Genomic DNA, 26008 nt, shown 5'->3' with positions numbered 1-26008 from the left:
GGTCAGCCCTTGACCGCTCCCGACGTGAGGCCCTTCATGACCTTCTGGTTGAGGAAGAGGTAGATCACGAGAGTGCCGAAGACGTTGATGCAGATGGCCGCGAACAGCGGCCCGTACTGGGTGGCGCCGAAGTCGCCGGTGAAGTTGAGCAGGCCGACCTGGATGGTGCGCAGGTCCTGGTTGTTGGTGAAGGTCAGGGCGATGAGCAGGTCGTTCCAGATGAAGAAGAACTGCACCAGGCCGACGGTGAGCAGCGCGTTGCGGACCATGGGCAGGCTGATCGTCCAGAAGGCGCGCAGGATGCCGGCGCCGTCGAGGGTGGCGGCTTCGAAGAGCTCCCGGGGGACGGTCCTGTAGTAGGTGGCCATCATGAAGACGGTCAGCGGGAGCCCGGTTCCGGCGTAGGTGAGGATCAGCGGCCACAGGGTGCCGGAGAGGCCGGTGCGGAAGTAGACGGTGAAGAGCGGCAGGAGGATCATCTGCGGGGGGACCATCATGCCCGCGAGGAAGACCAGCAGGGTGAGGCTGCGCCCCTTCCACACCATGACCTGGAGGGCGAAGCCCGCCGCGGTGCCCAGGAGGAGGATCAGCGCCAGGGCGGGAACGACGGCCAGAAGGCTGTTCTCGACGTAGAGGCCGATGTTCCCCGTGGTCCAGGCCTCGGTGTAGTTGCCCCACTCCCAGGTGGTGGGGAGGCTCCAGGTGGAGTTGTTCAGGTAGTCGCTGTTGGACTTCAGCGAGGTCAGGAACATCCAGACCAGCGGGTAGATCTCGATGATCAGCAAGAGGCCGACGGCGATCCTGACCCAGAGCCGGCTGCCCGCCGCGCGGGCGGGGCGGGGCTTGCCGTCGGTGCGCCTGTGCGTCGCGGAGGTCTTGACGGGGGTGTCGATGGCCATCTGTCAGCCCTCCGTGAGGTCGCGCCGCGAGACGCGGTAGACCGCCAGGCTCACCAGCAGGCACACGACGGTCAGGAGCAGCGCGATGGTGCTGCCGTAGCCGTACTCGCTGTAGGTGAACGACGTCTGGAACATGTACAGGGTGAGCGGGGTGGTGCCGTTGCCGGGGCCGCCGTTGGTGAGGGCGACGACGGAGTCGAAGACCTTCAGGGTGCCGTTGACGCTGAAGATGAGGGACGACATGAGCACCGGCAGGGACAGCGGCAGGACGATGTGGCGGATGAGGCGGAGGCCGGAGGCACCGTCGAGGCGGGCCGATTCGAGGAGCTCGTCGGGGATGTCGACGAGACCGGCGAAGAGCAGGACGGCGTAGAAGCCCATGGAGCGCCAGATGTCCATGACGACCAGGACCCAGAAGGCGCTGCCGGCGCTGCCGAAGAAGTCGACGGAGTCCAGACCGACGGCGTTCAGAAGGGAGTTGACCGGGCCCGTCTGCGGCGCGACCTGGAAGAACTTCTGGAAGAGCAGGCCCACGGCGACGGTGGGCAGCACGACCGGGAAGAAGACCAGCGTGCGGATGAGCGCCGAGGCCTTCTTGAGGAAGAAGACGTAGAGCAGGGCCAGGAGGTAGCCGGCGACGACCTGGCCGGCGGTGACGACGACCGCGTACTTCAGGGTGAACCAGAGGGCGTCGTGGACGGCCTGGTCGGAGAGGAGACGGGTGACGTTGGCGAGGCCGTTGCCGGTGAAACCGTCGATGGAGTTGCCCTGGGTGAAGGAGTACCCGAGCGACCACACCATCGGGACGAGCATGATCAGTGTGTAGACGAGAAGTGCGGGACCGAGGAGGATCGCGATCGCCCTGCGGTCACCGAGTACGCGGTGCATCAGTGGTGTCCACTTCGTTGCGGGTGAAGAGGCCGGCCGGTCGGGAGCGGGCGGCCCGCCGGGTGGTGGCGGGCCGCCCGCTCCCGAGGGATCACCGGCCGAGCGCTTCCTGGACGGTCTCCATGAACTTCTGCGGACTGATGCTGCCGCTGACGAGGCCGGCCGCGTTGGTCTGGCTGAGCGTCGTCGCCTTGGTGCTGAACAGGGCTTCGAACCACAGGACGTTCTGCTGGGAGGTGCTGATGGTCTTGCGGACGGTGCTCGTGACCTCGTTGGCGTCCTTGACCGGGGCGTTGACCTTGAAGCCCGAGATGGAGCCGTGGTCCTTCAGGGCGGTGCTGCCGTAGTTCTCGGCGATGCAGGACACCCAGGCGCCGGTCTTCTTGTCGAAGCCCTTCGCGCTGAGCGTGATGGCCAGTCCGACGTTGGAGGGGTACTGGTCGACGGATCCGGCACCGCCCGTGACGGCGGGGAACGGCATGAAGCCGACGTTCTCGGCACCGACCTTGTTCTGCTGGGGGTCGGCGATGTTCGCCAGGGCCCAGCTGCCCATGTAGAACATGGCGGACTTGCCCGTCAGGAACTGGTTCATCGCGGTGTCGTAGTCGATGGAGCCGACGCCCTTGCCGAAGTACCCCTTCTTGCCGAGCGCGGCGATCTCCTCCGCCGCCTTGACGTAGGCGGGGTCGGTCAGCTTCGCCGTCCCGTCCTCGACCTTCTCCAGGGCGGTGGGACCGAGGCTCCGGTACAGGTACCCGCTGACGAGCCGGGTCAGCGGCCAGCCCTGCTGGCCGGAGGCGGCGAAGGGCTGGACGCCCTTGGCGTCGAGCTTCTCCGACGCCGCCAGCAGTTCGTCCCACGTCCCGGGGACCTGGAGCCCGTTGTCCTTGAAGATCTTCTTGTTGTAGAAGATCCCCTCGATGTTGTACTCGTACGGCAGCACCTCCAGCTTGCCGCCGTAGAGCGCCTTGATCGTGGAGACGGCCGCGGGCTCGAGCTGGTCGTACACCCCGAGACGCTGGAGCTCCAGCGTGAGGTCGGCGATCCTTCCGGACTTATCCAGCTGCTTGGTGAGGGCCGGCGCGTTGCCCGCCGCGAACTGCGTGGGGAGCGCGTCCTGGCCGGCGAGGAGTTGGAGCTTCTGGTCCAGGCTCGCCTGGGGGACGGTCTCCACCTTCAGCGGCTGGGCCTCGTTCTCGGCCTTGCACGAGCCCTTCGACAGGGCGGTCAGGGCCGTTCTGGTGGTGGTGTTCTCGGTGACGCTCAAGTACGTGAAGTTCTTGGACGCCGCGGAGGTGCCGCCACCGCTGCCACCGCAGGCGGTGGCGAGAACGGCCAGGGACATGACGCCGGCCGAGAGGAGGATCGGGCGGGTACGGCGGGCACGGATCATGCGGTGGGGCACGGGTGACTCCCAGGGATCGTGAGAGAGGAGAGGGGCGCCGGGCGGGCGCCGGGGCGGCGGGACGCTACGGCCGCGGGTCACACTCGGAGCGGTGTAGAACGTTCTCCATCCAAGTTGGGCAACACCATGACCCCTGGCCTCTGGCATAGTCAAGACACAGACGCGTAACATCGTCGTCGCCTGGCCGATGAGCGGACGCCACCCAGGCTCGAATCGTGTAGACCGTTGCACCACACGCATGGAGATCGGGGTTCTCATGGCCGCGGACAGCTCGCCCGGGCGCGACAAGCGGGTGACGATCACCGACGTCGCTCGCCATGCCGGCGTCTCCACCGCCGCCGTCTCCAAGGTCATGCGCAACGCGTACGGCGTCAGCCCGGCGATGCAGGAACGGGTCCGGGCGGCGATGGCGGAACTGGGCTACCGCCCGCACGCGGCCGCCCGGGGCATGCGCGGGCGGACCTACACCATCGGCGTCCTGCTCGACAACGTCCGCAACGCCTTCTTCGCCGACATCCTCGACGGCATCCGCGAGGAGTTGCGGGACAGCGAGTACACCGTGCTGATCGGGGCGGCCGGGTTCGACGCGGAGGAGCAGTCCCGGACGATCCGATCGCTGGTGGACCGCCAGATGGACGGCCTGATCCTCATCGCCCCGGGGGCTCCGCGCGCCGAGGTGCTCGCCACGGCGGCGTCGACGCCCACCGTGGTCATCGGACACCACGACGGCTCCGACCTCCACGACTCGGTCGTGGACGCCGACGACCTGGGCGCCGGCCTGGTGGTGGACCACCTGGTCGCCCTCGGGCATCGTGACATCGCCCTGGTCTCGGCGGCGGGCACCAGGACGGGCCGCTGGCAGCGCACCCCCGAGATCGCGCTGACCGACGGCTACCGGCAGGCGATGGAACGCCACGGCCTCGCCGACCGCGCGCGCGTCCACCACGCCGCCTACTCCGACGACGGCGGTCACGCGGCGGGCATCGCGCTCCTGAGCGGCGACGACAGGCCGACGGCCGTCATGGCCGGCGCCGACGTGGCGGCGCTGGGCCTCTACCGGGCCGCCCACGAGCTGGGGCTCTCGATTCCCGGTGACGTCTCCCTCGTCGGCTACAACGACACGGCGCTCGCCGCGCTCGCCCCCGTCCAGCTCACCAGCGTCGACCAGGCGGGGCACACCATGGGGTCGTCCGCGGCCCGGATGCTGATCGAACGGGTGGAAGGCCGCCGCGACCGGGCCATGCGGACCACGATGACCCCGCGCCTGGTGGTCCGGCGCAGCACCGCGGCACCACGGGCCCGGTAGGACACGCACCGCTGAAGGGCGGTCGGGACGGCGCTGCGGAAAGCGGGGCACGGCCGCGGCCTGGCGCACGCGCGGGTGCCGGTCGACGGGCCGGGCGGCGACGGGCCTGGCCGGAGGGGCGCCACCCCGGCGCCGGCACGGGCGTCCGCTCCGGGCACGGCTGTGGGCCGTGCGCTCGGTGAGCGCACGGCCCGGGAAACAGCTCGCGTCCTTGCTCATGGCGAGCCGGCGCCCCGTCCGTTCGGGCCACGCCGACGAGCGGCGACGGTGACCCGGCGTGCGGTGGGCCCTCGCCCCGGAAGCCGGGTCACCGCCCCTCGCCCGTGGGCAGGGCCGCGGCCACGCGGGCCCGGCGGCCCGGGAGCAGCAGCAGGGCGGCCACGGCGGCGGTACCCGCTCCGAGCACGGCGACGGCCGCGGCGAGGCTGCCCGCCGGGCCCTTCGTTCCCAGGAGGACGAGAGGGCAGAGGAACTCCCCGAGGAAGAAGGCGGCCGTCCACAGGCCCATTCCGCGTCCCCGGTCGGCGAACTCCAGCCGGGACATCGCCCGGGTGACCAGGGACGGCAGCAGCAGACCCGTGCCGACGCAGTTGACGACGGCTCCCGCGATCAGGAGGGGGAGGCTGTCGGCGATGCCCATCAGCAGGAAGCCGGCCGCGCACAGGGCGAAGAGGACGGGCAGCCGGTGGCGCCTGCTCGGGGAGAGCCGCGTGAAGACGACGGACCCGAGCACGGTGGCGGCGCTGGCGACGGCGGTGACGGCGCCGATGGCTCCGGTGGAGACGACGCCCTGCTCGTCGAGGAGGTAGGCCATCTCGACGGGCACCGTGTAGAAGACCACGGCGCCGAAGACGGTGAGCAGACAGATCCCGGCCATCCGGCGTACGGGGAAGGGACGTCTCGCGGCCTCCGCGGCCGCCGGATCCGTCGCGCCGATCGCCGCCGTGGGGACGGGAGTCGGCAGGACGCGTGCCATGACGGGGGCGATCAGCAGGCCGATGGCGTAGAGCCAGAAGGGGGCGCGCCAGTCGGCCGCCCCGAGGACGCCGCCGATGACGAAGAAGGCCGTGGCCGAGGCCGAGGCGCACATGGTCTGCAGGGCGAGGTACCTGTCGCGGAGCTCCCCGCTGTAGTAGTCGCCGATGAGGGTGGTGCAGGCCGTCATGATGGCGGCCTCGGTGATGCCGACCAGGATCCGGCTGACGAGGATCGCGTGCAGGGAGTCCAGCAGCAGCGGCGCGGTGCCGAATACCGCGTAGAGGAGCGTGGCGACGACGAGCAGGCGCTTGCGGCCGAGCCGGTCCACGATGACGCCGGCGAAGGGGGCCAGCAGGGCGAGCGCCAGCGCGGGAACCGTCAGGACCACCGGGACCAGGGCCGCGCTGCCCGGCACGGTCGCGAAGTGGTCCTGCATGCGGGGCAGGACGGGTGCGAGGAGCACCGCCCCGAGGACGGGCAGGCAGCTGCCCGCCATGAGCACGAAGGCCGGAAGTCGTCCCGCGGGGGCCGCGGGGGTGTCGTGGGCGCGGGAGGGTGGGGCGACGGACGCGGGCATGGCGGCACTCCAGAGCGCTGAGAAAGACGGGGAACAGCGCCCACTGGACGGCACGTGCCTGCTGCGGGGTGACGTCGGCGCCAGGGGCGAAGGTGCCCTCGACTATGCGTTCCGGCGGACGCGCTGCCCACCCCTCGCGCCATCGGTTGTCGCTATCCCCGCGATCCACCCGACGGATACCCGCGGATGCGCCGCCCGAGGGCGACGCGGGTGGTGCGGGGCAAGCCCTCAGGCCTCCGCGTCGGCCAGGCGCCTCCCGACCCTCGCGGCGATCTCCCGGAGCCAGATGTGGGCGGCGTCGTGGGTGTGGACCGGGTGCCACCACAGCGCCTCGCGCAGCGGGACGGCTTCGTAGGGCGGCTCCATCACGCGTACGGCGTGCAGCGGGGCCATCAGGCGCGCCAGCCGGGCCTGGACCAGCGCGATGCGCCGGGTGCCGGCGACGAGCGCGGGCAGGGCGTGGAAGCTGTCGACGGAGACCTCCACGCGGGGTTCGATGCCGAGCATGCCCAGCTGCCGCACGGCCGGGGCGTCGTAGGTGCGCTGGTAGGTGACCCAGGGCAGCCTGGCCAGGTCCTGCCTGGTCAGCCGGTCGTCGACGCTGGGGTGGTCGTCGGCCACGACGAAGACCCACCGGTCGTCGTAGAGGTCGGTGGCGGGGAAGTCGCTGATGACCCCGTGGGGCATCAGCAGGCCGTCGGTGGCGCTCAGGAGGCTGGCCGTGTCATCGACGACGGTGATGGGTGTGCGGGTGAAGCGCAGCCGGATGCCCGGAGCCTCGTCGTGGACGGCGCGGGCCAGTTCGACCCCGAAGACGTCGACCGCGTAGTCGGAGGCGACGAGACGGAACTCCCGGCTCTCCTTGGCCGGGTCGAAGGCGGCCTGGCTGGCGAAGAGCCGGTCGAGCACGTCGTAGGCGGTGGCCGTGCGGTCCAGGAGCACCTGCCCGAGGGCGGTGAGTTCGTAGTGGCCGCCGACGCGGGAGAGGAGTTCGTCGCCGAAGTGCCGCCGCAGACGTCCCAGCGCGGCGCTCATGGCGGGCTGGCTGAGTCCCACGCGCTGCCCCGCCTTCGTGACGTTGCGTTCTTCGAGCAGGGCGCGGAGGGCGACGACGAGGTTGAGGTCGAGACGGGCCAGGTTCACGGGGCTTTCCTTCGGGTGCGGGCGCCGACCAGAGAGTATCGAGCCAGTGTATGGATCGCATCCATACAATCGATTTCCCTGATTGCTCGGGAGGGGTTCAGATTAGTGCCATCGCAATCAGGAGGACATGTCGGTGAAACCTGGAACCGCTTCTGACCTTTTCGCCGGGCCTTTCGCCCTCGGCACCCTTTCGGCCGGTGACGGCCCGGCCTTCCCCGCTCTCGTCGACCCGCACGGGCAGGTCCTCGACCTGCGGACGGCCTTGGCCGATCCCGGACTGACGGTGCGGGGGCTGCTGGAACGGTGGCCGGACGTGCTGCCGCGGCTGCGCGAGCTCGCGGCCGACACCGGGCTCGCGCGCCGACCGCTGGCGGACTTCCGGGTCCTGGCTCCCGTCGAGCCGCGGCAGGTCTTCCAGTCGGGCGCCAACTACCGCCGGCACGTCATCGACCTCCACGTCGCCCACCGCGACCCGTCCGACGGACGGTCCGAGGAGGAGGCGCGCGCCGAAGCGGCCGAGATCATGGACCGGCGGGCCGCCGAGGACCTCCCCTACGTGTTCGTCGGGCTTCCCAGCGCGGTCGCCGGACCCTACGACGAGGTCACACTTCCCTCGTGGGCCGCGAAGCCCGACTGGGAGCTGGAGCTGACCGCGGTCATCGGCCGCCCGGCCTACCGGGTCTCCGTCGAGGAGGCGCTTGAGTACGTCGCCGGCTACACGATCGCCAACGACCTCACCGACCGGGCCACCGTGTTCCGCAGGGACATGCCGCAGATCGGCACGGACTGGCTGCGCAGCAAGAACGCGCCCGGCTTCACACCGCTGGGACCGTGGATCGTGCCGGCCGAGTCGCTCGGGGACACGGGCGACCTGCGGCTGACCCTGAAGCTGAACGGCGAGGTCATGCAGGACGAGTCCACCAAGGACATGATCTTCGACGTGGCGCGGATGGTCTCGTACGCCTCCCAGAGCGCGCGTCTGTTTCCCGGCGACCTCGTGCTCACCGGGTCCCCCGCCGGGAACGGCATGCACTGGGGCCGGCTGCTGCGCGACGGCGACGTCATGGACGCCTCGATCACGGGTCTCGGCGCCCAGCGCACGCGATGTGCGGCGGAGGAGGCGTGAACCGCCACGACCCCGAGGGCGCGATCGCCCAGGCGGCGAAGGAGTGCTCCAACTGGGGCCGCTGGGGCGAGGACGACGTCCTCGGCACCCTGAACTTCCTGGACGAGGCCAAGCGCCGTGAGGGTGCCTCGCTCGTCCGGCGCGGGGTGAGCTTCTCGCTGTCGCAGCGTTTCGACATCAACGGCCCGCAGAAGGGCTGGCGCCGCCGGACCAACCCGGTCCACACCATGCTCGACACCGGTACGGACGCGGCCCTCGGCAACCAGGGCCTGCCGCACGGGATCGGCGGGGCCGACGACGTGATCGCCATGCCGCTCCAGTGCTCCACCCAGTGGGACGGCCTGGGGCACATCTTCGACCACGGCAAGGCGTGGAACGGCCGCCCAGCCGAACAGGTCGTCACCTCCGACGGCGACCAGGTCACCGGCATCGAGCACATGGCGCCGTACGTCGCCGGGCGCGGCGTCCTCCTCGACATCGGCCGCACGGCCGGCACGGACGGGGAGCTGCCGGACGGTTTCGCGATCACCGAGGAGCACCTGTCGGCCGCCGCCGACGCCCACGGGGTCACGGTCGGCAGGGGCGACATCGTGCTGGTGCGTACCGGGCAGCTCGCCCGCGTCCGCCGCGACGGCTGGGGGGACTACGCCGGAGGTGCCGCCCCGGGTCTGTCCTTCACCACCGCGTCCTGGCTGCACACCAGCGAGATCGCCGCGATCGCCACCGACACCTGGGGTTTCGAGGTACGGCCCAACGAGTTCGACCATGCCTTCCAGCCCTTGCACCAGGTCGTCATCCCTCATCTCGGCCTGCTGATCGGCGAGATGTGGGACCTGGAGGCCCTCGCCGACGACTGCGCGGCCGACGGCGTCCACGAGTTCTGGCTCACCGCCGCCCCCCTGCCCATCACCGGCGCCGTCGGGTCCCCCGTCAACCCGATCGCCGTCAAGTAGCCCGGGGCCCCCAAGCCCGAGGAACAAGGGAGTTCCCCATGAGCACACCACGCACGGTCCTCGTCGTCGGCGGCGGGGCGGCCGGAAACGCCGTCACGATCCTGCTGCGCCGCGCCGGGCTCACGGTCGACCTGGTCGAAGCCAAGGACGACTGGAACGCCACCGCGGGATCCGGCATCACCCTTCAGGGCAACGCCCTGCGCGTCCTGCGCGAACTCGGCGTCTGGGAGCAGGTGAAGGAGTCCGGTTTCGCCTTCGGCTCCGTCGGCATCACCACCCCCGACGGCGACGTCCTGCACGTCCAGCGCGATCTGCGCACCGGGGGCGACGAGCTGCCGGCGACCGTCGGTATGCAGCGTCCCCGGCTTCAGCAGATCCTGATCGAGGCCGTCCGCGCCAGCGGCGCGACCATCCGCCTGGGCACGACCGCCACCGTCCTGGACCAGGACGCCACCGGTGTGACCATACGGTTCGGCGACGCGGGCGAGCACCGCTACGACCTGGTGATCGCCGCCGACGGTCTGGGCTCCGCCACCCGCGCGCAGGTCGGCATCACCGACAAGCCCGAGCCGACCGGCATGGCCATCTGGCGGGTCGCCGCCCCGCGGCCCGTGGGGGTCGAGCGCACGGACCTCGCCTACGGCGGACCGGCGTTCATCGCCGGCTACTGCCCGACGAGCGACACCACGCTCTACGCGTACGTCGTCGAGAAGAACCGCGACCGCGGCTCCATCCCGCCGGACACGTACGCGGACGAGATGCGCCGGATCGCTTCCGCCTACGGCGGCGCCTGGCCGGCCATCACCGCAACGATCACCGATCCGTCGAAGGTCAACTACACCTGGTTCGACCGGATGCTGGTCGAGGGTTCCTGGCACCGCGGCCGGGTCGTCCTGATCGGCGACGCCGCCCACTGCTGTCCTCCCACGCTGGCGCAGGGAGCGGCGCTGTCCCTGGAGGACGCCTGGGTGCTGGCCCAGCTGCTGACCGAGGCGGAGGACTGGGACGAGGAACTGCTGCAGAGCTATTACGAGCGGCGGATCACCCGTGTCCGCCCGGTCGTGGACGCGTCCGTGCAGATCGGCCGATGGCAGCTCGACGGCGTCCGCGACGCCGACGTGCCCGGCCTGATGGCACGCACCATGACCATGCTGCGGGAGCTGCCGTGACCAGCCCCACCATCGACGTGCACGCCCACGTCCTCCTCCCGCGGATCGAGGCGCTCGTCGCCGAACTCCCCGGCCTCGCCGAGGCCAGGCGGCTCGACGCCCGGCGCAACGGTCCGGAGGCGCTCGCCGTCAGCGGCGCCATGGTCCGCGACCGCGTACCGAGCATGACCGATGTGTCGGTCCGCCTCGCCGGCATGGACGCGCAGGGCGTCGACGTCCAGCTGGTCAGCCCGTCGCCCTCGCACTACCACTACTGGGCGGACGCGCCGACCGCCGAGAAGGTCTACCGCCTCGCCAACGAGGCGACGGCCGCGCACTGCGCGGAGGCGCCCGACCGGCTGCGGGGCCTGGGACTGGTGCCGTTGCAACATCCCGACCTGCTCGTCCCGGCGCTCGACCACGCGCGCGAGCAGGGCCTGGCCGGAGTGGAGATCTCCAGCCACGCTCCGGGACGGGAGCTGTCCGATCCGGCCTACGAGCCGCTGTGGTCCCGCGCGGAGGAGACCGGATCGATCGTGTTCCTGCACCCGTTCGGCTGCACCCTCGACGAGCGTCTCGACCGGTGGTACCTCTCCAACAGCGTGGGCCAGCCCACCGAGAACGCCGTCGCCCTGTCCCATCTCATCTTCTCCGGGGTCCTCGACCGCCATCCGGGACTGAAGCTGATCGCGGCCCACGGCGGCGGCTACCTCCCCACCCACATCGGACGCGCCGACCACGCGTGGCGGGCCCGCCCGGACGCGTCGACGGGCTGCGCCCAGCCACCGAGCAGCTACCTGCGGCAGGTGTACTTCGACTCGCTCGTGCACTCCCCCGACGTCCTGCGGGCCCTGGTGGACGCCGCCGGTGCGGACCGGGTGCTGCTCGGCTCCGACTTCCCCTTCGACATGGGCTCCCCGGACCCCGTCGCCGCACTGCGGGCCGCGGGCCTGTCCGAGACCGACTTCGACGCCATCCGCGGCGGGAACGCCGCCGCCCTGCTCAACCTCGCCCTCGCCTGAGGAGGCACCCTCATGAGCGCTCGCCTGCTCACCCATCTGCGGCACGTGGACCTCGCCGTGCCCGACTACGACAAGCAGCTCGACTTCTACTCCGGCGTCTGGGGCCTGACCAAGGTCGCCGAGGACTCCGGCATCTCCTTCCTCGCCGCCGAGGGCAGCCCGGAGCAGTACGTGGTCCGGCTGCGCAAGGCCGCCGAGAAGCGACTGGACCTGGTCTCCTACGGCGCCGCGACCCCCGCGGACGTGGACACGCTCGCCGAACGGCTGCTGGCCGGCGGTGTGCAGCTGGTCTCGCGGCCCGGCACGGTCGACACGCCCGGTGGCGGCTACGGCTTCCGGTTCTTCGACGTGGACGGCCGCACCATCGAGGTCACCGCCGACGTCGAGGTCCGCCGGCACCGCAGGATCGAGGAGAAGGAGTCGATCCCGGTCAAGCTCTCCCACGTGGTGCTCAACTCGCCCGACTTGGACCGCACCCGCGCCTGGTATGAGCAGCACCTCGGATTCCGGCTCTCCGACACGCTCAGCTCGCCGCACATGGGCGAGGTCATGCACTTCATGCGGATCAGCAACCAGCACCACTCCATGGCGCTGGCCAAGGGCCCGCACACCTCGCTGCACCACATCTCCTTCGAGATGCGCGGCATCGACGAGTACATGCGCGGCTCCGGCCGGGTGATCCGCGCCGGCTTCAGGAAGCTCTGGGGCCCGGGCCGGCACATGGCCGGGGACAACACCTTCACCTACTTCCTCGACCCGCACGGCAACACCGTCGAGTACACCACCGAACTGGAGGAACTCGACGAGGACACCTGGCACCCGCACGTCTACGACTTCTCGCAGCCCGAGGTCACCGACCAGTGGGGCACGGCGAACCCGATGAACGAGCTCGTCGCCAAGGAGTCCTTCAACGACCCCGACCGCGGCTGCTTCGTCGCCCCGCCGGTCTGAGACCCCCGGCCCGGTTCCCCTCCTGACCCCGGGACGCGGCGGCAGGGTCCCGCCCTGACTCCCGCCGCCGCGTTCCCGGTCCCCCGCCGTGCCGGTCCCCATCCGCCTCCTCCCCCTGTCTGGAGCAGCACCATGCGCTTCGCCGCTTTCGAGCACCGCCAACGGCGCCGCGTGGCCGTCGTCGAGGAAGACGGCACGCTTCTGCCCCTGCCGGGCATCACGTCCCTGACCGATCTCATCCGTGAGACGGACGGCCTGCCCGGCCTGCTCGCCGCCGGGGCGGCGGCGTTCGACGTCCCGCCCGGCCCGCACGTCTCCGAGGTCCGCCTCCTGCCGCTCCTCCAGCCCGCCTCCGTACGGGACTTCGTCGCCTTCGAGGAGCACGTCGAGGGCGTGCGCCGCTCGGTCAGCGGCGAGGCCGGCGTGCCGGAGCAGTGGTACGCGGCTCCCACGTTCTACTTCACCAACCCGCACGCGATCTACGGCCCCCACGACGACGTCCCGATGCCTCCGGGCTCCTCCGTCCTCGACTTCGAACTCGAGGTGGCGGCCGTCATCGGCCGCGACGGCGGTGACCTCACCCCGGAGCGGGCCCGGGACCACATCGTGGGCTACACGATCTTCAACGACTGGTCCGCGCGCGATCTCCAGTCCGCCGAGATGCGGGTCGGCCTGGGCCCGTGCAAGGGCAAGGACACGGCGACGACGCTCGGCCCCTATCTGGTGACCGCCGACGAGCTGGAGCCGTACCGCGACCGTGACGGCTTCCTGCGGCTGGCGCTGACCGCCGAGGTCAACGGGCGGCGGGTCGGCCACGACCTGCTGTCCAACATGAGCTGGACCTTCGAGGAGATGACCGCCTACGCCTCGCGCGGCACCCGCGTCGTCGCCGGGGACGTCCTGGGCTCGGGCACCTGCGGGAACGGCGGCTGCCTGGCCGAGCTGTGGGGACGCTCCGGCAGTCAGAGCCCGCCGCCGCTGGGGCCGGGCGACACGGTCACCCTGACCGTCCAGGGCATCGGCTCCCTGACCACCCGCGTCGTCCCGGGACCGGAGCCGGTCGCGCTTCCGGCGGGCCGGCGCCGCGGCCGGGAGCGGCCGTGAGCGGCGGGCGGCTCGCGGGGAAGGTCGTCGTCGTGACGGGCGCGGCACGGGGCCAGGGTGCCGCCGAGGCCGCCGCCCTGGCCCGCGAGGGCGCTCGCGTGATCGCCACCGACGTGCGCGCCACGGGCGACGTGCGACGTCTGGACGTCACCGCGGCCGAGGAGTGGGCCGCGCTCGCCGCCGAGCTGCGCGAGACATACGGGGCGGTCCACGGTCTGGTCAACAACGCCGGCATCACCTGGCGGGCCCGCCTGGACGACGTGGACCCCGCGGACATGGCCCGCGTGCACGCGGTCAACGTCACCGGTCCGCTCCTGGGCGTCCGGTACCTGGCCCCGCTGATGCCGCCCGGCTCGTCGGTCGTGAACGTCGGCTCCTCCGCGGCCCTGACCGCCCACTATCCGGTGGCCTACACGACCAGCAAGTGGGCTCTGCGCGGGCTGTCGAAGACGGCGGCCCTGGAGCTCGGTCCGCGCGGCATCCGGGTGAACACGATCCATCCCGGTTTCATCGAGACCGAGATGACGGCATCGGCGGCTCCGTCGTTCCGCGAGGCGAACATCCGGGAGACGCCGCTCGGCCGGGTCGGGACCGTCGAGGAGGTCACTCCGCTGGTCGTGTTCCTCCTGTCGGACGAGTCGTCGTTCGTCACCGGCGCCGAGATCCCCGTCGACGGCGGTCTCACCTCGCACGGCGGGGTCAAGTCCGTCTCCGACACGGTCCGCGGCGAGGCCGGGCCGTGAGACTGGAAGGGAAGGTCGCGCTCGTCTCGGGGACCGCCCGCGGCCTCGGCCGGGCGGCGGCACTCCGCTTCGCCGCCGAAGGAGCCCTGGTCGTCGGCGGCGACCTCCTGCACGACGAGGCCGTCGAGACGCAGCGGCTCATCGCGCGGGAGGGCGGCACCGCGCTCACCGTGGGCCCGCTGGACGTCACCTCCGCCGCCTCCGTCGCAGCCTGGGTCGAGGAGGCCGCCGGCGCGTTCGGCGGCATCGACATCTGCTACGCCGACGCCGGAGCCGTGCGGCTGGGACAGGTCACCGAACAGCCCTACGTCGGCTTCGCCGCCACGGTACGAGCCGAACTCGATGCGGTGTGGCTCCCCGTGCGCGCGGCGTGGGAGCACCTCGTGCGCAGCCGCGGCTGCGTCCTCACGGTCGGATCGGTCGCCGGCCGGACCGGCTCCCTGACGAACCACCCCGCCGCGCACGCGGCGGCCGAGGCCGGCGTGATCGCCCTGACCCGCCAACTGGCGGCCGAAGGAGCCGCGCACGGCATCCGCGCCAACTGCGTGAGCCCCGGCCTGATCGACGCCGAAGGCTCGCGCGGCGATCCGCTCGCCGCCGGCCACCCGGTGCGCGAGGCAGCGCGTCGCATCCCCCTGGGCCGCCTCGGGCTGCCCCAGGACGTGGCGAGCGCCGCCGTCTTCCTCGCTTCCGACGAGGCGGCGTACGTCACCGGCGCCCACCTCGTCGTCGACGGCGGATGGTCCGCCGTACTGCCAGGCGCCCCCGCCTGAAAGGAGCACCCGTACACGTGGACAAGGTCATCGTCAAGCCGGCGGACGCCGTCGCCGACATCGCCGACGGAGCCACCCTGGCCGTCGGCGGCTTCGGCCTCAGCGGCATCCCCGAGGTACTGATCCAGGCCCTGCACGCGCAGGGCGCCGAGGATCTGCGCGTCGTCTCCAACAACTGCGGCGTGGACGGCCGAGGGCTGGGAGTGCTGCTGGCGGCAGGACGGATATCCCGGGTCACCGGCTCCTACGTCGGCGAGAACAAGGAGTTCGCCCGGCGGTACCTCGGCGGAGAGCTGGAGGTCGAACTCGTCCCGCAGGGAACCCTCGCCGAGCGGCTGCGCGCCGGCGGCTGCGGCATCCCCGCCTTCTACACCCCGGCCGGCGTGGGCACCCAGGTCGGTGACGGCGGCCTGCCCTGGCGGTACGCGCCGGACGGCGGCGTCGCCCTCGCCTCCCCGGCGAAGGAGACCCGCCCCTTCGACGGAGTGCCGCACCTCCTCGAGCACGGCATCACCACCGACTTCGCGCTGGTACGGGCCTGGCGCGGGGACCGGCACGGCAACCTCGTCTTCCGCCGCGCGGCGGCCAACTTCAACCCGCTCGCCGCCATGGCCGGCCGTATCACCGTCGCCGAGGTCGAGGAACTCGTCGAGCCCGGAGCGCTCGACCCGGACCGGGTGCACCTGCCCGGCGTCTTCGTCCAGCGCGTCGTGGCCCTGACACCGGCCCAGGCGTCGAACAAGCAGATCGAGAAGAGGACGGTGCGCGGCCGATGAGCTGGAACCGCAACCAGATGGCCGCACGGGCCGCCGCCGAGCTGACCGACGGGTCCTACGTCAACCTCGGCATCGGCCTGCCCACGCTCATCCCCGCGTTCGTGCCGGCGGGTGTACACGTCGTGCTCCATTCCGAGAACGGCATCCTCGGCACCGGCCCCTACCCCACCGAGGACGAGGTCGACCCCGACCTGATCAACGCCGGCAAGGAGACCGTGACCGTCCTTCCCGGCGCGTCGTTCTTCGACTCCGCCCTGTCCTTCGGGATGATCCGGGGCGGCCATGTCGACACCGCCGTGCTCGGCGCGATGCAGGTCTCGGAGCGGGGCGACCTGGCGAACTGGATGATCCCCGGAAAGATGGTCAAGGGGATGGGCGGCGCGATGGACCTCGTGCACGGCGCCCGGCGGGTCGTCGTCCTGATGGAACACACCGCGAAGGACGGCACACCGAAGATCGTCGAGGAGTGCACGCTCCCCTTCACCGGCCGCTCCTGCGTCGACCGGATCATCACCGACCTCGGGGTCCTGGACGTCACCGACCGGGGTCTCGCCCTGGTGGAGACGGCTCCCGGCGTCACGGTCGAGGACATCAGGGCCCGTACCGAAGCCTTCGTCCACGTCGACGGCGTCGCCGCCGCCTGCTGAGAGCACCCCACCGCCCCGGCCGTCAGGAGCGGCGCGGCCGCTCCGCCGCGCCCCCCCGCACGCCCGGTCCGACATCCCAAGGAGGCCCTCGTGCCCGTGACTTCCCCAACCCTGCACATCGCGGTCGTCGGCGGCGGCATCGGCGGTCTGGCCGCCGCCCTCGCGACCGCCCGTGCCGGCCACCGTGTGACGCTCGTGGAGCGTGCCGCCCGCTTCGGCGAGATCGGGGCGGGTCTGCAGCTGGCCCCGAACGCCTCGGTGGCCCTGGAGGAACTCGGCGTCCTGGACGCCGTGCGGCGGTCCGCCGTCGCGCCGCCCCGGCTCGTCATGATGGACGCGCTCAGCGGCGAACAGGTCACCTCCCTCGACCTGCGCGGCGACGCCTACACCGACCGCTTCCCGCACCCGTACCTCGTCACGCACCGCACCGACCTGCACGCGGCGCTGCTCGCCGCCTGTCTGGAGCACCCGTCGATCACGCTGCGCACCGGGCACACGGTGACGGACGCGGTGCAGACCCCGTCCGAGGTCCGCCTGCACTTCGCCGAGACGTCCGAGCGGCTGCCCGCGGACGCGGTCGTGGCGGCCGACGGCCTCCACTCCCGCCTGCGGCAGATCCTCGTCGGTGACGGCGACCCGGTCTGTTCGCGTTACGTGGCCTACCGGGGGGCCCTGCCCCTCAGCCGCATGACGGGGGCGATGTCCCGGCACGCCGCGACGGAGTCGGTCATCGTCTGGGCGGGACCGCGCATGCACCTCGTGCAGTACCCCGTGCGGCGCGGCGAGCTCTACAACCAGGTCGCCGTCTTCGAGAGCGACCAGTACTCCCCCGGCTCCGACGACTGGGGCACCGAGGCCGAGCTGGAGGCACGCTTCTCGGGGTCCTGCCAGGCTGTGCGCGACGCGTTGCCCCTGGTCGCCCGGGACCGGCGCTGGCCCCTGTTCGACCGACCGCCCCTCACCGAGTGGGTGCACGGCCGGATCGTGCTTCTGGGCGACGCCGCCCACCCGATGCTGCAGTACCTCGCCCAGGGCGCCTGCCAGGCACTGGAGGACGCGGTCACGCTGGGCCACGCCCTGCGCGGGCACGGCGACCCCGCCGCGGCCTTCGCGTCCTACGCCGGCCGCCGACGGGAGCGGGCCGCCGGCATCCAGACGAACGCCCGCCGGTTCGGCGAGCTCTGCCACCTGGAAGGCATGGGGGCCACCCTGCGCAACCAGCTCCTTTCCTCGCGTACGCCCGAGGACTTCGACGACATCGCCTGGGTCTGGACCCCTGGCCCCACCGGGGTCCCGGCCGCCGCCTCCACCGCGGCCCCCGGCCCGGTCCCGGCTCTGCCCCGGCCCTGACGGCATCCCCCCACCGAGTGAGCGACCACCGCGAGAGGACACCATGACCGACGACCCCGCCTACAAGGCCCTCGAAGACCTGGGAGCGGCCCCGCTCTGGCGCTTCTACGGCAATCTCTTCCCCGCCCAGCCCCGCAGCCGGGCCGTGCCCTTCCGGTGGAGCTGGGGGGAACTGCGCCCGCACCTCCTGCACTTCTCCCGAGCGCTGTCCCTGGACGAGGCGGAACGCCGGGTCCTCATGCTGGTCAATCCCGGCCTGAGCGACCCGCCCGCGACGGTCAACACCCTGTACGCCGGGCTCCAGATCATCGTGCCCGGCGAGACGGCCCAGGCCCACCGGCACACCTCCAACGCGTTCCGCTTCATCCTGGAGGGCGACGGCGCCTGGACCACCGTCAACGGCGAGCGCGTCTTCATGGCCCCCGGTGACCTCCTGCTGACCCCCGGATGGCACTGGCACGACCACACCCACCAGGGTGACGCGCCGATGATCTGGCTCGACGCCCTGGACTACCCGCTCGTCAACGCCCTGGAGGCGGGCTTCTACGAGAAGTACCCCGAGCGGCTCCAGCCGGTCACCCGCTCCGACGACGCGGGCAGCCGGCAGTTCCTCCACGGCCGCCTGACCCCGACGTGGATCACGCCGGAGGGCCTCAACTCCCCCGTCACCCGCTACACGTGGCAGGAGACCGACCGGGCCCTCGAAGCCATCGCCGACTCCGCCGAGGGCAGCGACGTCGACGGCATCGTGCTGGAGTACACCAACCCCTGGACCGGCGGTCCGGTCATGCCCACGATCGGCTGCCGCGTCCAGCGGCTGCGCCCTGGCTTCCAGGGCGCGGGCCGCCGCCACACGGCGTCGACCATCTTCAACGTCGTACGCGGTGAGGGAGCCACCGTCGTCGACGGTGTGCGGCTGGACTGGTCCGAGCACGACACCTTCGCGATACCGGGCTGGGCGTCCTACCGCCACCTGAACACGTCCACGTCGAGCGACGCGGTCCTCTTCTCCTACAGCGACGAGCCCGTCATGCGCTCCCTCGGCCTCTATCGCGGGGAAAGCGCCGATCCCGGCGCCTGATCCACCCACCCGACACCATCGCAAGGAGGCCCAGATGCGTCTGGCCCTGTTCGACAAGGGGCGGCTCGGCGTCGTCGACGGCGACGACATCGTCGACGTGACCGACCAGCTCACCGGCACCGGATCCGCCGGCGCGCTCCACCACCACATCGAGGCGGTTTCCACCGGCACGGCCGCGCCGCTGGACCTCGCGCGCGGCCGGCGCGTCCCGCTGGCGGAGGCGAACCTGGAGGCGCCGCTGCCGCGCCCCGGCAAGATCATCGGGGCGCCCGTCAACTACCTCGACCACAAGGCCGAGATGGAGTACCCCACGTCCATCGCGGAGCTGGGCGTCTTCCTCAAGGCGAACTCGTCCGTGATCGGCCCCGGGCAGGACGTCGTCCTGCCCTACTCCGACAAGCGCACCGACCAGGAGGGAGAGCTCGGCGTCGTCATCGGCCGTACCGCGTCGCACGTGAGCGCCGACGACGCGCTGGACCACGTCTTCGGGTACACGTGCCTCCTGGACATCACCGTCCGTTCCGGCGAGGACCGTTCCACGCGCAAGTCGTTCGACACGTTCACCCCCCTCGGCCCCTGGGTGGTGACGGCGGACGAGATCCCGGACCCCGACGCCCTGGACCTGCGGTGCGACGTGGCGGGGACGACGCGCCAGCGCACCAGCACGGCGAGCCTCATCTTCGGCGTGCGGGAGCTGATCGCCTACGCGTCCTCGGTGATGACCCTGCACCCGGGCGATGTGATCGCCACCGGGACGCCCGCGGGCGTCGGACCGCTCGGCCACGGCGACCGCGTCGTCGTGGAGATCGAGCGGGTGGGCCGGCTGGAGGTGGGCGTGGACGGGTCGCGGGCCACTCCCTACGCCTCGCGGCCGGGTCACCGCCGCGGCTGACGCGGTACCGGCGACCGGCACGCGCCCGGCGACCGGTACCGCGTCGTACGAGGCGTACGAGGCGTACGAGGCGTCCGGGGAGGACTCCCCGGACGTCACCGCGCGAAGGCTCCCGGCGTCAGGAGCGCGGAAGGCTGGAGCGGCGCACGACGAGTTCCGGCTTGAGCACGATGCCGCGGTGGCGGTGGGTCTCCCGTGCCGGTTCGATCTCCTCGAGCAGCAGCTCGGCGGCCAGGCGGCCGATGGCGTCGGCGGGGTGGCGGACCGAGGTCAGCGGGATGAGGGATGCCTCGGCGAACTCGATGTCGTCGTAGCCGACGACGGCGAGGTCCTCGGGGACCGCGACCCCCGCCCCGAAGGCCGTCTGGAGCAGTCCGAGGGCCAGGAGGTCGTTGGCGCAGAACGCGGCCGTGGGACGCGGGGCGAGCCCGAGCAGGCGCGCGCCGGCGTCCCGGCCGGCCGGGACGTCCATCCGCTGCGCGGGGATCTCGACGAGCGCGTTTCGCGGCAGTCCCGCCTCCTCCAGGGCGCGCGCCAGTCCGGTGCGCCGGTCGCACACCTGCTGCAGGTGTTCCGGACCGCGGACGTAGGCGATCCGGCGGTGGCCGGCGTCCAGCAGGTGCCTGCCCGCGAGAAGGCCTCCCAGGACGTCGTCGGCGGCCACGGAGCACGCTTCTTCGGTGCTCACCGCACGGTCCACGACGACGCAGGGGATGTTCTGTCGGCGCAGGGCCTCCCACGGCGCCCCGTCGGTCTCGACGGGGGCAAGGAGCGCGCCGCGGAGCCGCTGTTCGGCGAAGAGGGACAGGTACGACCTCTCGGCCGCGGCGTCCTCGCCGCTGTTGCACACCATGACGCCGAGCCCGGCCCGGGCGGCCACCTCCTCCGTACCCCGCGCGAGGGCGGCGAAGAACGGGTTGCCGGTGTCCATGACGAGGAGTCCCAGCATCCGGCTCGTTCCCGCACGGAGCTGGCGGGCGGATTCGCTCCGTACGTAGCCGAGAGCGTCGATCGCGGCGTGCACACGCGCCCGGACCTGGTCGGAGACCCGCTCCGGCCGGTTGAGGACGTTGGAAACCGTGCCCACCGAGACGCCTGCTTCCCGGGCCACCTCCTTGATGCCCACCACCAGCTGTGCCCGTCCGTTCACCTCGGTCCCGCGTCGACGCCTTCATCCTAGTTCGCCCGCGCCCACGCTTTGAATCGTTTCACAAACTTCCGCTCGCCCCCTTGACCACCCCTTCCATCAGGTGGTTTTGTCGTTCTGAAACGATTCACCGCCTGTCGCGGATGCACGGCCCAGGTTGTGAGGTACCCATGACTGTCGTGCGGGACGCCGTGAAGGCCGCGCTGAGGACCCAGACGATCGAGACGCCCTCCTGGGGGTACGGGAACTCCGGGACCCGCTTCAAGGTGTTCACCCAGCCCGGCGTGCCCCGCACCCCGAGGGAGAAGCTGGAGGACGCCGCGAAGGTCCACGAGTTCACCGGCATCGCCCCCAAGGTGTCCCTGCACATCCCGTGGGACCGGGTCGAGGACTACGCCGCCCTCGCCTCCTTCGCCGAGGAGCGCGGCCTGGAGCTGGGCGCGATCAACGCCAACACCTTCCAGGACGACGCGTACAAGCTGGGGAGCGTCTGCCACCCCGACGCCTCCGTGCGCCGCCGCGCGGTGGACCATCTGCTCGCGTGCGTCGACATCATGGACGCCACCGGATCGGCGGACCTCAAGCTGTGGTTCGCGGACGGCACCAACTACCCCGGCCAGGACGACATCCCGGCGCGGCAGGAGCGGCTCGCCGCGTGTCTGGCCGAGGTCTACGCCCGGCTCGGCGAGGAGCAGCGGATGCTGCTGGAGTACAAGTTCTTCGAGCCGGCCTTCTACACCACCGACGTGCCCGACTGGGGTACGGCCTATGCCCACTGCCTGAAGCTGGGGCCGAAGGCGCAGGTCGTGGTGGACACTGGCCACCACGCGCCCGGCACCAACATCGAGTTCATCGTGGCACTGCTGTTGCGCGAGCGGAAGCTCGGCGGTTTCGACTTCAACTCCCGGTTCTACGCCGACGACGACCTGATGGCCGGGGCGGCCGACCCCTTCCAGCTCTTCCGGATCATGCACGAGGTCGTGCGCGGCGGCGGGCTCGCGCCCGAGGCCGGGGTCGCATTCATGCTCGACCAGTGCCACAACATCGAGGCGAAGGTTCCGGCCGTGATCCGCTCGGTGATGAACGTCCAGGAGGCCACGGCGAAGGCGCTGCTCGTCGACGCGGACGCGCTGGCCGCCGCCCAGCGGTCGGGGGACGTGCTGGCCGCGAACGCCGTCCTGATGGACGCCTTCGCCACCGACGTACGGCCGCTTCTCCGCGAGGTGCGCGAGGAGATGGGCCTGGACGCGGATCCCCTCGCCGCGTACGCCCGTTCCGGCTGGGCCGAGAGAGCCGCCGCGGAGCGGGTCGGCGGCGACCAGGCCGGCTGGGGCGCCTGACCCGTCCCGGCTCCCGACGCACTCGGCCCCGATCCCCGACGCACCCGCCCTCGTACCTGTCCGCACCCCCGCGTGTCCTGAAGGATGTCCATGTCTTCCGCTTCCCCTCCCACGCCCTCCGAACTGCTGGCGCGTTCGCACCGTCTCGGCGCCGACCCCCGCAACACCAACTACGCCGGCGGCAACACCTCGGCGAAGGGCGCCGGCACGGACCCCGTGACCGGCGCGGACATCGGCCTGATGTGGGTCAAGGGCTCGGGCGGCGACCTGGGCACCCTGACCGAGGACGGGCTCGCCGTGCTCCGCCTCGACCGGTTGCGTGCCCTCGCGGACGTGTATCCGGGTGTGGAGCGCGAGGACGAGATGGTCGCGGCGTTCGACCACTGTCTCTACGGCAAGGGCGGCGCCGCCCCGTCGATCGACACCGCCCTGCACGGCCTGGTCGACGCGGCGCACGTCGACCATCTCCACCCCGACTCCGGCATCGCGCTGGCCTGCGCCGCCGACGGCGAGAAGCTGACGGCGGAGTGCTTCGGCGAGTCGGTGGTGTGGGTGCCGTGGCGCCGCCCCGGATTCCAGCTCGGCCTGGACATCGCCGCCGTCAAGGCCGCCCACCCGCGGGCGATCGGCTGCGTTCTCGGCGGTCACGGCATCACCGCCTGGGGCGCGACCTCCGAGGAGTGCGAGCGCAACTCCCTGCACATCATCCGCACCGCCGAGGCGTTCCTCGCCGAGCGCGGACGAGCCGAGCCGTTCGGTCCCGTGATCGAGGGGTACGAGCCGCTCGCGGAGGACGAGCGAAGGGACCGCGCCGCCGCGCTCGCCCCGCACGTCCGGTCCCTCGCCTCCCAGGACCGGCCGCAGGTCGGGCACTTCACCGACACCGGTGCCGTGCTGGACTTCGTCGCCCGGACCGAGCACCTTCGCCTCGCCGCGCTCGGCACCTCCTGCCCCGACCACTTCCTGCGGACCAAGGTCCGCCCGCTCGTCCTCGACCTCCCGCCGACGGCGCCGCTGGACGTCACCGTCCGCAGGCTGAAGGAACTCCACGCCGCCTACCGCGAGGAGTACGCGGCCTACTACGACCGGCACGCCACCCCCCGCTCCCCCGCGATGCGCGGCGCCGACCCGGCGATCGTCCTCGTCCCCGGCGTGGGCATGTTCTCCTTCGGCAAGGACAAGCAGACCGCCCGGGTCGCGGGCGAGTTCTACGTCAACGCGATCAACGTGATGCGGGGCGCGGAGGCGGTCTCGACGTACGCGCCGATCGACGAGTCGGAGAAGTTCCGCATCGAGTACTGGGAGCTGGAGGAGGCCAAGCTGCGGCGGATGCCGAAGCCGAAGCCGCTGGCCACCCGCGTGGCGCTGGTGACCGGTGCCGGCAGCGGCATCGGCAGGGCGATCGCGCACCGGCTGGCCGCCGAGGGGGCCTGTGTCGTCGTCGCCGACCTCGACGCGGCCAACGCCCGGGCGGTCGCGGAGGAGATCGGCGGCCCGGACACGGCCGTGGCGGTCACGGTGGACGTCACCAGCGAGGAGCGGATCGCCGCCGCGTTCCGCCAGGCGGTCCTCGCGTTCGGCGGGGTCGACCTGGTCGTCAACAACGCCGGCATCTCCATCTCCAAGCCGCTCCTGGAGACGTCCGCGAAGGACTGGGACCTCCAGCACGACATCATGGCCCGAGGATCGTTCCTCGTCTCCCGCGAGGCCGCACGGGTCATGATCGACCAGGGTCTCGGCGGCGACATCGTCTACATCGCGTCGAAGAACGCGGTCTTCGCCGGGCCGAACAACATCGCCTACTCGGCCACCAAGGCCGACCAGGCCCACCAGGTCCGGCTGCTCGCCGCCGAGCTGGGCGAACACGGCATCCGTGTCAACGGTGTCAACCCCGACGGGGTGGTGCGCGGGTCCGGGATCTTCGCCGGCGGCTGGGGTGCCCAGCGGGCCGCGACGTACGGCATCGAGGAGGAGAGGCTCGGCGAGTTCTACGCCCAGCGGACACTGCTCAAGCGGGAGGTGCTGCCCGAGCACGTGGCGAGCGCGGTCTTCGCGCTCACCGGCGGAGACCTCACCCACACCACCGGACTGCACGTCCCCGTCGACGCGGGCGTCGCCGCGGCCTTCCTGCGATGACGACGCCGCGCGGCGGATCGTTCGCCGCCGTCGACCTCGGAGCCGGGAGCGGACGCGTCATGGTGGGCCGGGTGGCCCGGGACGTCCTGGAGCTCACGGAGGCGCACCGGTTCGCGAACCGGCCCGTCCGCCTCCCGGAGGGTCTGCGCTGGGACGTCCACGCGTTGTACGCGGGGATTCTGGACGGGCTGCGCGCCGCAGGGCCGGTCGACTCGATCGGCGTCGACAGCTGGGCCGTGGACCACGGGCTGCTCGACGCCGACGGTCGCCTCCTCGGCGCGCCCGTGCACTACCGGGACGCCCGCACCGAGGGCGTCGCGGAGGAGGTCTGGCGGACCGTCCCCGCCGAGCGGCTGTACGCCCGCACGGGCATCCAGTACGCCCCGTTCAACACGCTGTACCAACTCGTCGCGGCAGGGCGGACGCCCCAGGCCTCCATCGCCAGGCGGGTGCTGCTGATCCCCGACCTGATGACGTACTGGCTGACCGGCGAGCAGGGCACGGAGGTGACCAACGCCTCGACGACCCAGCTGGTCGACCCCCGTACCGGCGCCTGGGCGACGGACATCGCGCATTCGCTCGGGATCGACCTCGGCCTGTTCGCGCCGCTGCGCCGTCCGGGTGACCCGGCGGGCGGCCTGCTGCCGCACGTGACCGAGGCCCTGGGCCGGCGCGAGGCGGTTCCCGTCACCACGGTCGCGTCCCACGACACGGCCTCGGCCGTCGCCGCGGTCCCGGCCGGGCGCCGTGAGAACTTCGCGTACATCTGTACCGGCACCTGGTCCCTGGCCGGGCTCGAACTCGACGCGCCCGTCCTCACGGAGGCGAGCCGGCGGGCGAACTTCACCAACGAGCTGGGCATCGACGGCACCGTCCGCTATCTGCGCAACATCATGGGCCTGTGGCTGCTCCAGGAGTGCATGCGCGACTGGAACGAGGAGGACGTGCCGGCGGTTCTGCGGGAGGCGGCCGCGGCCGAGGGGCTGCGGTCGGTGGTCGACGCGTCCGACTCCGCGTTCCTGGCGCCTGGCCGGATGCCGCGGCGCATCGCGGAGGCGTGCCGCGCCACCGGCCAGCCCGTGCCGTCGACGCGTGGCGAGATCACGCGGTGCATCCTCGACTCCCTCGCGCTGGCCCACCGGCACGCGATCGAGGAGGCGCAGCGGCTCTCCGGCCGTCCCGTCGACGTGGTGTACGTGGTGGGGGGCGCCGCCCGCAACCCGCTGCTCTGCCGGCTGACGGCCGACGCGTGCGGCATTCCCGTCGTCGCCGGTCCGGTGGAGGCGGCCGCGCTGGGGAACGTACTGGTGCAGGCCCGTGCCCGGGGACTCGTCGGCGACCGCGAACGGATGCGTGAGCTGGTGGCGCGCACCCAGCCGCTGCACCGCTACGAACCGTCGGGCGACCGGGTGTCCTGGGACGCCGCCGCCCGGCGCATCGCCGTCCAGGACGGCCACTGATCCTCCGGGTGGGCACGGCCCCTGACACCGTGCCCGCCCGGAGCCTTACCGAACGGATCGAAGGACCGCGATGCGTGTCGCCCTCTTCCTCACCTGTGTCAACGACACGCTCTACCCGGAGACCGGCCGCGCGGTGGTGCGGCTGCTGACCCGGCTGGGCGTC

23 protein-coding genes and 1 pseudogene are annotated in these 26008 nt (G+C 71.9%); 18 read left to right on the top strand and 6 right to left on the bottom strand.

Annotated features, from left to right (window positions below):
• Positions 1–2: 2 nt before the first annotated feature.
• The 3 genes from ACZ68P_RS27155 to ACZ68P_RS27145 form a co-directional block, all read right to left on the bottom strand.
• Positions 3–899 carry a carbohydrate ABC transporter permease gene (locus tag ACZ68P_RS27155; RefSeq protein ID WP_471010619.1) on the bottom strand — a complete coding sequence of 299 codons (897 nt, stop codon included), beginning with the start codon at positions 897–899 and terminating at the stop codon, positions 3–5.
• Positions 900–902: 3 nt separating this feature from the next.
• Positions 903–1787, bottom strand: a complete 885-nt coding sequence (locus tag ACZ68P_RS27150; RefSeq protein WP_471010617.1) for a carbohydrate ABC transporter permease — start codon at positions 1785–1787, stop codon at positions 903–905.
• Positions 1788–1878: 91 nt separating this feature from the next.
• On the bottom strand, positions 1879–3192 hold the full coding sequence (locus tag ACZ68P_RS27145; protein WP_471010615.1) for an ABC transporter substrate-binding protein: 1314 nt from the start codon (positions 3190–3192) through the stop codon (positions 1879–1881).
• Between the two features lie 256 nt (positions 3193–3448).
• On the opposite strand from ACZ68P_RS27145, the gene ACZ68P_RS27140 reads away from it, so the two are divergent.
• Entirely contained in the window at positions 3449–4498 is a 1050-nt protein-coding gene (locus ACZ68P_RS27140) for a LacI family DNA-binding transcriptional regulator (protein WP_471010613.1), read from the top strand.
• A gap of 307 nt (positions 4499–4805) precedes the next feature.
• Here ACZ68P_RS27140 and ACZ68P_RS27135 read toward each other — a convergent pair whose 3' ends face one another.
• Both ACZ68P_RS27135 and ACZ68P_RS27130 read right to left on the bottom strand, forming a co-directional pair.
• Positions 4806–6053, bottom strand: coding sequence for an MFS transporter (locus ACZ68P_RS27135; RefSeq protein ID WP_471010612.1), 1248 nt, complete (start codon positions 6051–6053; stop codon positions 4806–4808).
• A gap of 228 nt (positions 6054–6281) precedes the next feature.
• The gene (locus ACZ68P_RS27130) at positions 6282–7196 is read right to left on the bottom strand and encodes a LysR family transcriptional regulator (protein ID WP_471010611.1); all 915 of its coding nucleotides are present in this window, start codon (positions 7194–7196) and stop codon (positions 6282–6284) included.
• 127 nt (positions 7197–7323) lie between these two features.
• On the opposite strand from ACZ68P_RS27130, the gene ACZ68P_RS27125 reads away from it, so the two are divergent.
• The 13 genes from ACZ68P_RS27125 (at position 7324) to ACZ68P_RS27065 (ending at position 19762) form a co-directional block, all read left to right on the top strand.
• A complete protein-coding gene (locus tag ACZ68P_RS27125; RefSeq protein WP_471010610.1) occupies positions 7324–8322 on the top strand; it encodes a fumarylacetoacetate hydrolase family protein in 999 nt (332 codons plus the stop codon).
• Complete coding sequence (locus ACZ68P_RS27120; protein ID WP_471010608.1) at positions 8319–9275, top strand: cyclase family protein; 957 nt, start codon at positions 8319–8321, stop codon at positions 9273–9275. Before ACZ68P_RS27125 ends, ACZ68P_RS27120 begins: the two co-directional genes overlap by 4 nt.
• Positions 9276–9313: 38 nt before the next feature.
• Entirely contained in the window at positions 9314–10444 is a 1131-nt protein-coding gene (locus ACZ68P_RS27115; RefSeq protein ID WP_471010607.1) for an FAD-dependent oxidoreductase, read from the top strand.
• Positions 10441–11445, top strand: a complete 1005-nt coding sequence (locus tag ACZ68P_RS27110) for an amidohydrolase family protein (RefSeq protein WP_471010605.1) — start codon at positions 10441–10443, stop codon at positions 11443–11445. Before ACZ68P_RS27115 ends, ACZ68P_RS27110 begins: the two co-directional genes overlap by 4 nt.
• Positions 11446–11457: 12 nt before the next feature.
• Positions 11458–12396: a VOC family protein gene (locus ACZ68P_RS27105; RefSeq protein WP_471010601.1), complete on the top strand. Its 939-nt coding sequence runs from the start codon at positions 11458–11460 to the stop codon at positions 12394–12396.
• Between the two features lie 132 nt (positions 12397–12528).
• The gene (locus tag ACZ68P_RS27100; protein ID WP_471010599.1) at positions 12529–13500 is read left to right on the top strand and encodes a fumarylacetoacetate hydrolase family protein; all 972 of its coding nucleotides are present in this window, start codon (positions 12529–12531) and stop codon (positions 13498–13500) included.
• Positions 13497–14243, top strand: a complete 747-nt coding sequence (locus ACZ68P_RS27095; RefSeq protein WP_471010596.1) for an SDR family NAD(P)-dependent oxidoreductase — start codon at positions 13497–13499, stop codon at positions 14241–14243. Before ACZ68P_RS27100 ends, ACZ68P_RS27095 begins: the two co-directional genes overlap by 4 nt.
• Complete coding sequence (locus ACZ68P_RS27090) at positions 14240–15016, top strand: SDR family NAD(P)-dependent oxidoreductase (protein ID WP_471010593.1); 777 nt, start codon at positions 14240–14242, stop codon at positions 15014–15016. The genes ACZ68P_RS27095 and ACZ68P_RS27090 overlap by 4 nt, the downstream gene beginning before the upstream one ends.
• A 17-nt stretch (positions 15017–15033) precedes the next feature.
• Positions 15034–15792: a CoA transferase subunit A gene (locus tag ACZ68P_RS27085; RefSeq protein ID WP_471010591.1), complete on the top strand. Its 759-nt coding sequence runs from the start codon at positions 15034–15036 to the stop codon at positions 15790–15792.
• The gene (locus tag ACZ68P_RS27080) at positions 15789–16439 is read left to right on the top strand and encodes a CoA transferase subunit B (protein ID WP_471010589.1); all 651 of its coding nucleotides are present in this window, start codon (positions 15789–15791) and stop codon (positions 16437–16439) included. Before ACZ68P_RS27085 ends, ACZ68P_RS27080 begins: the two co-directional genes overlap by 4 nt.
• A 96-nt stretch (positions 16440–16535) precedes the next feature.
• On the top strand, positions 16536–17789 hold the full coding sequence (locus ACZ68P_RS27075; RefSeq protein ID WP_471010587.1) for an FAD-dependent monooxygenase: 1254 nt from the start codon (positions 16536–16538) through the stop codon (positions 17787–17789).
• A gap of 43 nt (positions 17790–17832) precedes the next feature.
• The gene (locus tag ACZ68P_RS27070) at positions 17833–18870 is read left to right on the top strand and encodes a cupin domain-containing protein (protein ID WP_471010585.1); all 1038 of its coding nucleotides are present in this window, start codon (positions 17833–17835) and stop codon (positions 18868–18870) included.
• Between the two features lie 34 nt (positions 18871–18904).
• Complete coding sequence (locus ACZ68P_RS27065; RefSeq protein WP_471010583.1) at positions 18905–19762, top strand: fumarylacetoacetate hydrolase family protein; 858 nt, start codon at positions 18905–18907, stop codon at positions 19760–19762.
• A 118-nt stretch (positions 19763–19880) separates the two neighbouring features.
• Here the strand turns inward: ACZ68P_RS27065 and ACZ68P_RS27060 are convergent, their stop codons facing one another.
• The gene (locus ACZ68P_RS27060) at positions 19881–20912 is read right to left on the bottom strand and encodes a LacI family DNA-binding transcriptional regulator (RefSeq protein WP_471010582.1); all 1032 of its coding nucleotides are present in this window, start codon (positions 20910–20912) and stop codon (positions 19881–19883) included.
• A gap of 167 nt (positions 20913–21079) precedes the next feature.
• Between ACZ68P_RS27060 and rhaI the strand changes: the two genes are divergently transcribed.
• The 4 genes and pseudogenes from rhaI to ACZ68P_RS27040 form a co-directional block, all read left to right on the top strand.
• Positions 21080–22249, top strand: a complete 1170-nt coding sequence (gene rhaI / locus ACZ68P_RS27055) for an L-rhamnose isomerase (protein WP_471010580.1) — start codon at positions 21080–21082, stop codon at positions 22247–22249.
• Between the two features lie 90 nt (positions 22250–22339).
• Entirely contained in the window at positions 22340–24385 is a 2046-nt protein-coding gene (locus ACZ68P_RS27050; protein WP_471010579.1) for a bifunctional aldolase/short-chain dehydrogenase, read from the top strand.
• A complete protein-coding gene (locus ACZ68P_RS27045) occupies positions 24382–25845 on the top strand; it encodes a rhamnulokinase (protein ID WP_471010577.1) in 1464 nt (487 codons plus the stop codon). Before ACZ68P_RS27050 ends, ACZ68P_RS27045 begins: the two co-directional genes overlap by 4 nt.
• A 70-nt stretch (positions 25846–25915) precedes the next feature.
• Positions 25916–26008: pseudogene (locus tag ACZ68P_RS27040) on the top strand ((Fe-S)-binding protein); the annotation flags it as partial.

The organism is Streptomyces sp. NPDC036822, from assembly GCF_055609145.1.
The sequence above is the reverse complement of the archived record's forward strand: the minus strand, read 5'-3'. Positions and strand labels throughout refer to the sequence as shown.